This is a genomic window from Streptomyces sp. NPDC056600 (assembly GCF_042792855.1).
Lineage (GTDB): Bacteria > Actinomycetota > Actinomycetes > Streptomycetales > Streptomycetaceae > Streptomyces.
Window position 1 is genome coordinate 1 of the sequence record NZ_JBHTVQ010000106.1, and the last position, 13,096, is coordinate 13,096.

General features: G+C 70.7%; 6 protein-coding genes. All 6 read right to left on the reverse strand.

Translation table 11 applies throughout. The annotated features are described in order from the left end of the window. Nucleotides 1-55: 55 nt before the first annotated feature. The 6 genes from ACFRAV_RS30385 to ACFRAV_RS30410 all read right to left on the reverse strand — a co-directional run bounded on the left by ACFRAV_RS30385 (nt 56) and on the right by ACFRAV_RS30410 (nt 13,013). A complete protein-coding gene (locus ACFRAV_RS30385; RefSeq protein ID WP_382560530.1) occupies nt 56-4,348 on the reverse strand; it encodes a discoidin domain-containing protein in 4,293 nt (1,430 codons plus the stop codon). A 244-nt stretch (nt 4,349-4,592) separates the two neighbouring features. Continuing rightward, complete coding sequence (locus tag ACFRAV_RS30390; protein WP_382560533.1) at nt 4,593-7,970, reverse strand: CARDB domain-containing protein; 3,378 nt, start codon at nt 7,968-7,970, stop codon at nt 4,593-4,595. Nucleotides 7,971-8,269: 299 nt separating this feature from the next. Then, nucleotides 8,270-9,280 carry a LacI family DNA-binding transcriptional regulator gene (locus tag ACFRAV_RS30395; RefSeq protein ID WP_382560535.1) on the reverse strand — a complete coding sequence of 337 codons (1,011 nt, stop codon included), beginning with the start codon at nt 9,278-9,280 and terminating at the stop codon, nt 8,270-8,272. A 167-nt stretch (nt 9,281-9,447) separates the two neighbouring features. Beyond that, nucleotides 9,448-11,052 carry a glycoside hydrolase family 13 protein gene (locus ACFRAV_RS30400; protein WP_382560538.1) on the reverse strand — a complete coding sequence of 535 codons (1,605 nt, stop codon included), beginning with the start codon at nt 11,050-11,052 and terminating at the stop codon, nt 9,448-9,450. 108 nt (nt 11,053-11,160) lie between these two features. Further along, complete coding sequence (locus tag ACFRAV_RS30405; RefSeq protein ID WP_382560540.1) at nt 11,161-12,036, reverse strand: carbohydrate ABC transporter permease; 876 nt, start codon at nt 12,034-12,036, stop codon at nt 11,161-11,163. Nucleotides 12,037-12,053: 17 nt separating this feature from the next. Further along, entirely contained in the window at nt 12,054-13,013 is a 960-nt protein-coding gene (locus tag ACFRAV_RS30410) for a carbohydrate ABC transporter permease (protein ID WP_382560543.1), read from the reverse strand. Nucleotides 13,014-13,096 lie beyond the last annotated feature (83 nt).

Genomic DNA, 13,096 nt, shown 5'->3' on the forward strand with positions numbered 1-13,096 from the left:
CGCCGCGGGGATGCGGCGGGCGCCGGCCGGTGTCACCCGGGCAAGGGGACCCGGGTCAGCAGGGGTTGTTGTTGATCTTGAAGGTGGAGGTGGTGTTCCGGATGTCCTGCGCGTTGCCGCTCAGACGCAGGCAGTTGAAGGTGACCTCGCCGACCGCGGGGCCCTGGCCCTCCTCGGGTTTCTCGTTGGCCCAGACCCCGAACCCGGACTTGGCGTCCCAGGCGTCGCCGCTCTTACGGGCGCCGCTGATCGAGATGTCGGTGAGGACCGTGTCCTTGATCGGGAACTGCGGCTGCCCGCCCGAGTAGTTGGTCTGGAACATCACGCCGCTGTAGGTGGGGTCGACGATGTCGACGTCGGTGACCCTGATGCCCTGGAAGACCTTCGAGGCGGAGAAGACCCAGATCCCGGGGAAGGTCTGGTTGCCCCAGAAGTGGCCGCCGGCCCTCACGATCGAGATGTTCTCGAACTTCGTCGGCTCGGTCCCGAAGCCGTTCATCGGGTAGCCGAAGTCCAGGGAGGAGATGGTGATCCCTGAGTAGACGAGGGTGTCGGCGATGTGGATGTTGCGGAAGGTGTTGTTGTAGCCGCCGTACACCGCGACGCCCGCGGCGCGCCAGGTCAGGGTGGTGGTGAGGTTCTCGTAGACGTTGTTCTTCATGTCGGCGCCGCCCGCGTCGATCGCGGAGAACAGCGCGAAGCTGTCGTCGCCGGTGGCCCGGGCGTCGTTGTTGGCGACCAGGTTGTCCGTGGAGCCGTTGGTCATGTTGATGCCGTCGGCGAACATGTTGCGGATCCGGGAGTTCTTGATGGTGATCCGGTCCGTGTTGGCGCCCCAGTAGAGGCAGACCATGTGCTCGTTCCACACGTCGTCGATGGTGATGTCGGAGACGTTGGCGAAGTCGAAGACCTTGCCGGGGCCGTCGATGCGTGAGGTGTAGTTGCCGAAGTAGGCGAAGCCCTTGAAGAGGGAGCCCTTGGCGGTGGCGTCGGCGCGGAAGCCGATGTCGGTGTTCTCCTGGGTTCCGGGCGCGTGGAACGTCGTGTACCAGGGTCCGGCGCCGACGACCTTGACGGCCTTGCCGTAGACCTGGAACTTGCTCGAGGTCTGGTAGTCGCCGGGCGGCAGGTAGACGCCGGTCAGCTTGCCCGTGGTGTCCATCCGGACCTGGTCGAGGGCGTTCTGCACGTCCTGGTGGGTGAAGCCGGCCGGTACGGCGTAGGCGGCCGGGTCCGGGTTGGCCACCGGCGCCGTCTTCTCCAGGTTCACGAAGTCGATGGCGTAATGGGCGGCGGTGTTGGCGGCGTCCTTCTGCAGGCGGATCCTGCTGCCCGCCGGGACGGTCTCGCCGAGCTGCAGGTGCGCCTCGTCGTAGATGTGCCGCGGGGCGCCGGAGCCCGGGTTGTTGCCGGGTGCGGTCTCCGCCCCGTACAGCCAGGCGTACTTCGAGGTCAGCGGGAGCGCCTTCTTGAAGACTCCGTCGACGTAGACGTTGAGGGTGGAGTCGATGCCCCCGCCGCCCGGGGCGTCCGGGATGGAGAAGCGGGTGACCAGGGTGTTGGTCGCGGCGCGTGCGGTGAACTCGACGTACTCGCCGGTCGCGTCGAGATCGACCGCCTTGCGGCCCGAGGCCTCGCCGGCGATGTCGCCGACGGTGCGGTTGGGTCCGACCGTCTTCGCGCCGCCTCCGACGGCGCCGTCCTCCGCCTCGTACATGGTGTAGGGCATGTTGGCGCCGCGGCCGACGAACAGGGGCTGCGTCGAGGTGTTGTTCTCCCTCTTGACGGCGGGTTCGTTGCCGTCGGCGGCGACGGCGGTCCGCACGGTGTACGAGCCGTTGGCCGCTGTCCACGGCCCGAGCGTCACCTCGGCGGTGGCGCCTGCGGCGATGGATCCCGAGTGCGTCCCGGTGAGCGTCCTGACGGTGGCGCCGCTGCCGTCGAGGACGGTGAGGGTGACGTCGTGGTTGCCCGAGGCGCTCGCCTCACTGCCCTGGTTCTTGACCGGCACCTTGAAGGTGACGGCGTCCCCGGCGCTGGGGCTGGAGGGCGTGGTGGTCACCTGGCCGACGACCAGATCGGAGCCGGCGACCGGCTTGACGACCAGGGCGGCGGGGCGGGTGAAGGTGTTGTTGGTCTCGTTCTGCTCGACGACCGCGTCGCCCTTGTCGGCGAGAGCGCTCAGCTCGTAGGAGCCGGCCGGCCGGGTGCCCAGCGAGGCGGTGACCTTGGCCTCCGCGCCCGCGGCGAGCGCCCCGACCTTCGCGGTGGCGACCTCGGAGCCGCCGAGGCGCAGGGCGAGCGTGCTGGCCGCGGCGGCGGCCGGTCCGTCGTTGCGGACGGTGGCGGAGACGGTGATCTCGTCCGACTCGACGGGTGCGGCCGGTGAGGGGGTCAGGTCGGTGACGACGAGGTCCGGGTTGGGCGCCGGGACGCCGACGACCTGGAACTCGGCGAGCTGGCCGGCGGCGGAGCCGGTGTTCGCGGTGAAGCGCAGCCGGACGTCCGCGACGCGGGCGGTGACCGGGACGGTGACGGTGTTGCCGCTCGCCGGGTCGAAGGAGTAGCTCTTCGCCGCGACGAGGGTGGTGAAGCCGGTGGCGTCCTGGGCGCGGCCGAGGACCTCGACGGTCTGCGAGCGGGCCGACCAGGCGTTGTCCGGGTTCAGCTTGAGCACCAGGCGGTCGACGTCCGCGTTGGCTCCCAGCTTCACGGTCAGCGTCTGCGGGTAGCTGCCGCCCGCGCCCTCCCAGTAGGTGCTGGTGCTGTTGTCGTTGGCGTTCGCCGCCACGTAGGTGTGCACCGTGGAGGAGGCGTCGATGGGCTTGCCGACGGCGAGATTGGATCCGGTGCCGCCGGAGCCGTTGCGGGTGACCGCGTCGCTGTCGGCGGACCGGTTGCCGGCGGCGTCCTTGGCGCGCACCCGGTAGGTGACGGTGGCGGAGGCGGGCTGGGTGTCGGTGTAGGTGGTGACGTTGCCGGCCACCGTGCCGCGCAGGGCGTTGTTGGCGTAGATCTCGTAGCCGCTCACGCCGACGTTGTCGCTCGACGCGGTCCAGGTCAGCTTGATCTGGCCGCTCGCGGGCTCGGTGAAGGCCAGGGCGGAGGGGGCCGTGGGGGCCTGGGTGTCACCGGCGTCGCCGGTGCGGGTGACGGTGTTGCTGTCGGGAGACTGGTTGCCGGCCGCGTCGCGGGCCCGCACGCGGTAGGACACCGTCTGGTTCGCGGGCCGGCTGTCGGTGTAGGTGGTGACGTCTCCGGAGACGCTGGTCAGCAGCTCGCCGTTGGCGTAGACGTCGTAGGCGGTGACGCCCACGTTGTCGGTGGCGGCCTTCCAGGTGAGGCGGATCTGGCCGGTGGCCGGCTCGGTGAGGGCGAGGGCCGACGGGGCGGCCGGGGCCTGGGTGTCGCCGCCGGCCGGACCGTAGACCTCGAACTCGGAGATCTGGGCGGCGGGCTGGACGGTGTTCGCGCTCACCAGGACCCGTACGTACCGGGTGGTGGCGGAGTCGAGGGCGACGGTCGCCGTGTTGTCGTTGGCCGCGGTGAACGCGTAGGACTGCGAGGCCGACAGGTCGGTGAAGCCGGTTCCGTCGGCGCTGCCCTGGATCTTCAGGGTCTGGCTGCGGCTCTCCCAGCCTGCGGGCAGTTTGAGGACGACGCGGTTGACGGCGCGGGAGGCGCCGAGGTCGGCCTGGATCCATTGCGGGAGCTTGTTGTTGGCACTCTCCCAGTAGGTGGCGCGGTTGCCGTCGCCCGCGTTGGTGGCCGTGTACACCTCGGTGTGGCTGCTGGCCGTGAGGGGGCGGCCGGCGACGAGGTTTCCGGACGAGTCGGTCGCCGAGTGCACCTCCAGCTCGGACAGCTGGGCGGCCTGCCAGCCGGTGTTGGCGGTGATGTCGACGCGGACGAAGCGTGTCTGCGTCGCCGGGAACGACACCGTGACGGTGTTCCCCGCGCCGGGGGTGAAGGCGTAGGTGGCGGAGCTCTTCAGGGTGCTGAAGCTGGTGCCGTCGGCGCTGCCCTGGACGGAGAGCGTCTGGCTGCGGCTCTCCCATCCGGCCGGCAGCTTGAGCACCACCTCGTCGACGCGGGTGGCGGCCCCGAGGTCGGCCTGTACCCACTGGGGAAGGCCGGAGCCGGCGCTCTGCCAGTAGGTGCCCTGGTCGCCGTCGGTGACGTTCCGGGCGCCGTACTCGGTGTGCGCGCTGCTCGCCGAGGCGGTGTCGCCGAGCGCGATGTTCGGTCCGCCCGCGGCGCGGGCGGTGGTCAGGGGACCGCCCAGTGCCAGCAGGCACGCTGCGACCACGGCGCTCAGGCACCGGGATCTGTGGATGCGGGTGTTCATGGTCCTCGCTCCTCGGTCACGTGCCGGGGGGACACGCGACGCGGCTCAGGGGGAATCGGGTGGACGATGCCTATAACTGCCGCTGTTTCATTCGGAGTTTGCGTACGAACGCTCAGAGAATTGCAGAGGACGGTCGACTCGTCCACAGCTCGGTCACAACGTTCTCGACCTGGCCCCGGGGGCCGCGCGGGCATGCCGGTGAGGCGGCCCGGGGAAGCCGGCCGCCTCACCGGAACCGGTGGCGTCAGTTGCGGTTGACGACGAACTGCGAGCCGGGCTCCACGCAGACGTCCCCCTCCGCCGAGTTGGTGATGCTCCCGCCGCTCAGCGTGGCGCTGCCCCTCGCCCCGCCCATGGCGAGGACGCCGCAACCGTTGACCGATCCGTCGATGCGGACGCCGGTGACCTTGACGTCCGGCATCGCGCCGCCGCCCGTCTTGAACTGGATGCCGTCGTAGGTCGAGTCGTGGATGTCGGTGTCCCTGATGGTGACCCCGGGGATGTCCGGCCCCTGCGCGAAGAGGGTGATCGCGCCGAACTCCTGGTCCTCGTTCCAGAACGCGCCGCCCGTGCGGTACAGGCCGTTGTTCGCGATCAGGGTCTGGCCGCCGAACGGCAGCGGGTCGTGGTCGGTGGCCAGCATGATCCCCGGGTAGTTCATGGTGTCGGAGACCAGGTTGTTCTCGACGGTGTTGCCGTGACCGCCGTAGACCGCGATGCCGTTGGCCCGCCAGGGCAGTTGCACGGTGTTGTTGCGAAAGTGGTTGTCGTGTCCGACGTCGACCGAGGTGTCCTTGACGTACTTGTTGGCCCACACCGCCAGGGCGTCGTCACCGGTGTTGCGCAGCGACGAGTCGTAGACGGTGGAGTTGCGGGTGCCGTTGGAGAAGTTGACGCCGTCGGCGTAGGTGTCGCGGATCCGCATCCCGGTGAACTCCACGCCGTCGCCGGGGTTCCAGAGCTCGGGGATGTTGGAGTAGTCGCGGCCGACCCAGGCGGCCACGTTGGCGTGCTCGATCCAGACGTTGCTGATCTTGGTGTTCTTGCCGAAGCGGCCGTTGAGCGCGACGCCGCCCTCGGCGCCTCCGTCGCCGCCCCGGATGGTGCCGGAGCCGAAGATCGCGATGTCGGAGATCTTCGTGTTGTCGTCGATGTCGAAGCCGAAGTTGCCCTCGTGCGGGTGGTTGATGCCGCCGGCCTGGTGCGGCGGGGTCAGCGCGTACAGCTGCGAGTGCCACATGCCGGCGCCGCGTACGCTGACGTCCCGGATCCCGACCTGGTTGTACTGCCCGCGGTTCTGCGGGTCGTCGGTGAGGATCTTCTTCTCCTGGCGCCACTGGCCGGCCGGGATCCAGACGCAGTCGATCTCGCCCTTCTGGTCGGCGGTGACGGCCCGCTGGATGGCGTCCGCGTCGTCGATGCCGTCGTTGGGCACGGCGCCGTACTCGGTGATCGAGGTGCACGCGGCGGGCTTGGCGGCCGGTCCGGCGACCTGTTCCAGGTCGATCAGGTCGATGACGTAGTAGGCCGCCGCGTCGCCCGCGTCCCGCTGCAGGCGGAACTTCGTGCCCGCCGGGTAGGTCTCGGTCAGCAGCGCGTGGGACTCGTCGAAGAGACGGCGCGCGTCTCCGCCGGGGGTGTTGGTCAGTCCCTCGGGGTCGTCGGTGGTGCCGTAGAGCCAGCTGTGCTTGGAGGAGAGCGTCAGCTTGCGGACGAACTTCCCGTCGGCGTACAGGCTGATGGTGGCCTCCCGGCCGCCTCCGGATGCGGCGTCGGGGATCGAGTTGCGCACCACGACGGAGTTGGCGGCTGCGGTGGAGGCGAACTCGACGTGGTCGCCGGTGTCGTCGAGCCGCACCGACCTGCGGCCGGAGGACTCGGTGGCGAAGTTGGTGTGCCCGAAGGTGCGCTTCTTGTCGGCGGTCAGCAGGGTCCCGTCGTAACTCCCGGCCTCGGCCTCGTACTCGGTGTACGGGAGGGCGGCTCCGCGTCCCACGACCAGGGACCGGGCGAAGACGTTGTTGTTCTCGTCGGTCTCCTCGACCGCGCCGGTGGCGTCGGCGGTGGCCGTCAGGGTGGCGCCGCCACCGACCGCCTTCCAGGTCCCGGTGAGGGCGACCTCGGCCGTGCCGCCCGCGGCGACCGCACCGGTTGCGCCCTGGAGGGTGGTGTCGCCGACGGTGAGACGGGTGACGGTGCCCGCCGGGACGGAGGTGGTGCCGCGGTTGTCGACCGTGACGGTGAAGGAGACGGACGAGCCGACCGCCGGGGACGCCGGGTTGGTGGTGATCCGGGTGACCCTGAGGTCCGGGCCCGGGCTCCGGTCGACGTTCAGTCTGCTGCTCGCCGTACGGCTGTTGTTGCTGTCGTCCAGCTCCACGACGGCCCCGGTCGGGTCGACGACCGCCGAGACGCCGTAGGAGCCCGCCGGGCGCCGGCCGACGGGGGCGGAGACGGTGGCGCTGCTCCCGGCCGGGAGCGAGGCGACCGGCGCGGATCCCGCGACGGTTCCCTCGACGCTGACGTTCACCGTCGTCGCCGGGGCGGTCGCGGTGCCGGCGTTGCGCACGGTGGCGTTCACCTTCACGTCGTCCCGCTCGGTGGGGGCGGCCGGCGTCCAGGTCAGGTCGGTCAGGACCAGGTCGGGGTTGGGTGCGGCCCGGCCCACCACCTGCAGTTCGGCGACCTGGCCGCCGGGAGCGCCGGTGTTGGAGTGGAACCGCAGCCGCACGTCCGCGACGCGGCCGCTGACGGGCACCACGACGGAGTTCTGGCCCGACGACGGGCTGAAGGCGTACTCGGCACGGGCCTTGAGCGTGCTGAAGGAGGACGCGCCCTCGGCGCGGCCCAGCACCTCGAAGGTCTGCTTGCGCGGGCCCCAGACCGGGTCGGGGTTCAGCTTGACGACCACGGCCTCGAGGTCCGCGTCCGCGCCGAGCCGGACGGTCAGGTCGGCCGGCGTCCCGGCCGACTCCCAGTAGGTGGTGGTGCTGTCGTCGTTGGCGTTGGCCGCCACGTAGTTCTGGGTGCTGGACGTCGCTTCGATCGGCTTGTTCCGTGCCAGGTTCGTACCCTGCACCGGCGGGTCGACGGGGCCTGGTCCGCCGCTCTCGCCGTAGACCTCGAGCTCGGACAACTGGGCGGCATTCCAGCCGGAGTTGGAGGCGACCTGCACCCGGACCCAGCGCGCCGACGTGGACGGCAGGTCGACGTCCAGGGTGTTCGCCGAGGCCGGGTCGAACACGCGGGCCTGCGCTCCGGCCAGGGTGCTGAAGGAGGTGCCGTCCGAGCTGCCGAGGACGGTGAGGGACTGGGTGCGCCTCTCCCACCCGGTCGGCAGCTTGAGCACCGCGCGGTCCAGGGTCACCTGGGCGCCGAGGTCGACCTGCACCCACTGCGGTAACGCGCCCGCAGGGCCTTCCCAGTACGTCTGCTGGCTGCCGTCCGTGACGTTGCCCGCCGGGTAGCCGGAGTGGGATCCCCCGGCCGTCGCGGTTCTGCCGAGGGCGAGGTTGGGCTGTTCGGCCGCGGCCTGTGCGGGCGCGGGCAGCAGTCCGACGGTGACCAGGGCCGCTGTGAGCAGTCCCGCCCCCCATCGCCTGCGTGGTCGAGTGGCTCTCATGGCTGCCTTTCCGTGATGCGGGCACGGCGCGTCGCCCGCACCGGACCCTCGTTCAGGGGGCGGCGGACGGGAGCGGGAACCGGGAGCCCGGCAGGATTCGACGAGGAAGTGCGATCTCAAGCCAACTTCTTGAGCAATTACGTGACTTCTTTGCGTCACCGAAGTGAAAGGTTTCTCTCCGGTGAGAACTTTGTCAACGGGTCCGCGCGATTCCTGCCGTCCGCACACGCCGACGGCGCCGCCGCCGGACCCTCGGAAGGGGACCCGGCGGCGGCGCCGTCGGTGAGATGGGGTGCCGGTCAGCGCCCCGGGGGCGGGGCGGTCGAGCCGCGGACGACCAGCTCGGACTCGAAGAGAAGTTCACCGGGTCCGGGGTGGGAGCCCTGGATCTGGGCGCACAGCAGGTCGACCGCCGCGCGACCCATGGCCTCGATGGGCTGGCGCACCGTGGTCAGGGGCGGTTCGGTGCACGTCATGAAGGCGGAGTCGTCGAAGCCGACGACCGACACGTCCTTGGGCACCGAGAGCCCGCGCCGGCGGGCCGCCCTGACGGCGCCCAGCGCGAGGGGGTCGCTGGCGCACACGATGCCCGTGACGCCCTCCGCCAGCAGCCGGGTGGCCGCCGCCTGGCCGCCCTCCAGGGAGAAGATGGACCGCTGGACGAACTCCTCGGGCAGCGCCGTGCCCATGGCGGCGGCCGCCACGTGGGCGGCCTCCAGCTTGCGGCGCGAGGGCATGTGGTCGGCCGGCCCGATCACCAGGCCGATCCGCTCGTGGCCGAGAGAGGCCAGGTGGCGCCACGCCTGCTCGATGGCGACCGCGTCGTCGCAGGCCACGCACGGGAAGTCGAGGCCCTCGATCGAGGCGTTGATGAGGACGACCGGCACCTTGCGCTCGGCCAGCAGGCGGTAGTGCTCGTGCGGCGCGTCGGCCTGGGCGAACAGCCCGCCGGCGAAGATGACTCCGGAGACCTGCTGCTGGAGCAGCAGGTCCACGTAGTCGGCCTCGGAGACGCCGCCCTTGGTCTGCGTGCACAGCACGGGGGTGAGCCCCTGCTGGGCGAGTGCGCCGCCGATGACCTCGGCCAGCGCCGGGAAGATGGGGTTCTGCAGTTCCGGCAGGACCAGGCCGACGAGCCGGGCCCGCTCCCCGCGCAACTGCGTGGGGCGTTCGTAGCCGAGGACGTCCAGCGCCGTGAGCACGGACTGCCGGGTCGCCTCGGAGACCCCGGGCTTGCCATTGAGGACACGGCTGACCGTGGCCTCGCTGACCCCCACCTTCTTCGCCACCTGGGCCAGTCGTCGCGTCATGTACGCAAGCCTAGCGCAAGAACCGCAAACTGTTGCGGTCCCGGCTTCGTTCCGTGCCTCCCTTCCGGTCGTCCGCCGACCCTGAACTGGCCCGTGTCCGGGCCCTGCGTTGTCGGATCGACGCAAGCGCACGCAAGCGCGGTCGTCACCCGGTTCGGCCGCCCGGTTCAGGTGCGCAGCCACACCGCGGTGTCGGCCGGCAGTGCTCCGCCGTCGGCGAGGGGACCGCTGGCCAGCAGGATCCGCTCGTGGGACGGCAGGGCGACCGGGTCGCCGGACAGGTTGACGACGCAGACCAGTCCCTCGGCCCTGCGGAAGGCGAGGACGTCGTCCTGGGAGTCGAGCCAGGTGAACGGGCCGTCCCCGAAGCCGGGTTCGGTACGCCGCAGACGGAGCGCCTCGCGGTACAGGCGGAGCATGGAGTCCGGGTCGGCCCGCTGCCGGTCGACGGCGAAACGCGCCCAGTCGGCGGGCTGCGGCAGCCAGGGCTCGGCCTCGGCGCCGAATCCGTACGACGGGGCGTCGGCCTGCCAGGGAAGCGGGACCCGGCAGCCGTCCCGGCCGGGGTCGACGCCGCCGGAGCGGGAGTGCATCGGGTCCTGGATGCGGTCGAGGGGGATGTCGGCCTCCGGCAGGCCCAGTTCCTCGCCCTGGTAGAGGTAGACCGATCCGGGCAGGGCGAGGCTCAGCAGGGCGGCGGCGCGGGCGCGGCGGGTGCCGAGGCCGAGGTCGGTGGGGGTGCCGAAGCGTTTGGCGGCGAAGTCGAACCCGGTGTCGGCGCGCCCGTAGCGGGTGACGGTGCGGGTGACGTCGTGGTTGCACAGCACCCAGGTTGCGGGGGCCCCGACCGGCGCGTGCTCGGCGAGGGTGTCGTCGACGGAGCGGCGCAGTCTGTCCGCCTCCCAGGGGCAGGTGAGGAAGTTGAAGTTGAACGCGGTGTGCAGTTCGTCCGGGCGCAGGTAGCGGGCGAAGCGTTCGGCGTCGGGCAGCCAGACCTCTCCGACGAACACCCCGCCGTACTCGTCGGCGATCGCCCGCCAGGCGCGGTAGACGTCGTGGAGGGCGTCCTGGTCGATGAAGGGCGCCGGGTCCACGCCTTCGACGTAGTCCGGGAGTTCGGGGTCCTTGACGAGCAGTGCCGCGGAGTCGATCCGCACGCCGGCGACGCCGCGCTCGAACCAGAAGCGCAGGATGTCCTCGTGCTCCTTGCGGACGGCGGGGTGGTCCCAGTTGAGGTCGGGCTGCTCGGGGGTGAACAGGTGGAGGTACCACTCCCCGTCCGGCACCCGGGTCCAAGTGGTGCCGGAGAACTGCGACGGCCAGTCGTTGGGCGGCAGTTCGCCCCTCTCCCCGCGTCCGGGGCGGAAGTGGAAGAGCTCCCGCTCCGGGCTGCCCGGTCCGGCGGCGAGGGCCGCCCTGAACCAGGCGTGCTGGTCGGAGACGTGGTTGGGGACGATGTCGACGATGGTGCGGATGCCGAGTTCGCGGGCCTCGGCGATCAGCTTCTCGGCCTCGCCGAGGGTGCCGAAGGCCGGGTCGATGGTGCGGTAGTCGGCCACGTCGTAGCCGCCGTCGACCAGGGGTGAGAGGTACCAGGGAGTGAACCAGACGGCGTCGACGCCCAGTTCCGCGAGGTAGGACAGCCGGCCGCGGACTCCCGCGAGGTCACCGGTGCCGTCGCCGTCTCCGTCGGCGAAGCTGCGCGGGTACACCTGGTAGATGACGGCGTCGCGCCACCAGTCGGCGTTGCGGTTCGGGAGGGGGGCTGCCACGTGTCGGTCCTTTCGGGCAGGGTGGATCTTCGCCGCCGGCCCGGACAGCGGGCGTGGGACCGGACCGGCGGCGAAGCGTGAGGGCAGGTGGGGCGGGGCGGCGGGCGGTCAGCCCTTGAGGCCGCCCGCGGTGAGGCCGCCCATGATGTTGCGCTGGAAGACCAGGAAGATCAGCAGCGTGGGCACGGCCGCGATGGTCAGCGCGGCGATCAGCACGTTGACCGGCACTCCGGTGGAGAGCGAGTAGATGCCGACGTTGAGGGTCTGCTTCGCCGGGTCGGGCAGCGTGAGCATCGGCCAGAGGAAGTCCTTCCAGACGCCGATGATCGCGAAGATCGAGACCACGCCCAGGACCGGCCGCGAGACGGGCAGCACGATCGACCACAGGACGCGCATCGGGCTCGCGCCGTCGATGGAGGCGGCGTCCAGCAGTTCCTTGGGGATGGAGTCGAAGAACCGCTTGAGCAGGAAGATGTTGAAGGCGTTGGTCACCGAGGGGAGCCATATCGCCCAGGGGGTGTTGAGCAGGTTCCGCTCGACGACCGGGACGTCCAGGACGGTCAGGTACTGCGGCACCAGGAGCACCGTCGCCGGGATCATGAGGGTGGCGAGCATCATGCCGAGGATCGCCTTGCCGAAGAGGGGCCGCAGCTTGGAGAGCGAGTATGCGGCGGCGACGTCGAGGACGAGCTGGAAGGCGAGTGCGCCGAAGGCGTAGTAGAGGGTGTTGCCGAGCAGTGTGGCGAGGTCCATGACCTCCCAGGCGCGGCTGTGGTTCTCCGGGGTGAAGGAGTGCGGCACCAGGGTCGGCGGGGTCTGGATGACTTCCTGGGCGTCCTTGAAGCCGCTCGAGACCAGCCAGTACAGCGGGCCCAGGAAGGCGAGGGTGAAGCCGCCGAGCACCAGGGCCAGGGCGATCCGGTAGAGGGCCTTGCCGCGGGGCCGGGCGAGCTGGGCCGGTGAGATGAGCGTACGCGTGGACATGGTTGTCTCCCCCTGGCCTACGCGTCCTCGGCGCGGCTGAGCCTGGCGTACGCCGCCGAGAAGCCGGCGAGCAGTACGAGCAGGAGCAGTCCGAGCGCCGCCGCGGCGCCGTAGTCGTTGAAGTTGAAGGCGTACTGGTAGATCAGGTAGACGACCGTGGTGGTCGATCCCTCGGGGCCGGCGCCGCCGGTGAGCAGGAAGGGCTCCACGAAGACCTGCATGGTGGCGATGATCTGCATGAGCAGCATCAGCGAGAGGATCAGGCGGGTCTGCGGGACGGTGACGTGCCAGATCTTGCGGAACAGGCCGGCTCCGTCGAGTTCGGCGGCCTCGTACAGCTCGCCGGGTATGCCCTGGAGGGCGGCCAGGTAGATCAGGGTGGCGCCGCCCATGTTCATCCAGGTGGACGCGACGACGATGGAGAACATCGCCAGGTCCGGGTCCTGGAGCCACTGCTGTTCGGGCAGGCGCAGCAGCCGCATCAGTTCGTTGAGCAGGCCGTACCCGGGGTCGTAGAGGTACTGGAAGAGCAGCACGGAGGCGACCGGCGGCAGCATCACCGGCAGGTAGACCAGCAGCCGGAGGTAGCCCTGCCCGTGGTGGAACTCGTTGATGACGATCGCCACCACGAACGGCACGACGAAGCCGAGGAGCAGCGCCAGCACGGTGAACAGCAGGGTGTTGCGCCACGCCTGCCAGAACGCCGGGTCGTTGACGACGGTGACAAGGTTGTCCAGGCCGACCCAGGTCGTCCGTCCGCCCTCGGTCTTCTGGAAGGCCAGCAGGAACTCCCTGACCATCGGGTACCAGGAGAACACGGCGAAGCACAGGACCGCGCCGATGAGGAAGCCGTGGGCGGTCAGGTTGCGCCGCAGGCTCTTGGCGAAGGCGCCGCCGGCCGGAACGGGGCCCGCCTCGCGCGGCTCGTCGCGGCGGGCGGGCGCCGCCTTGCCAGGGGTCAGGATGGGGGTCGACATCGTCGCTCCTCGGTACGGATCTGCGGTGTCCGATCTGCGGTGTCCGGGGACGGAGGGCCGGGCGGGGCGGACCGGTCCCGGTC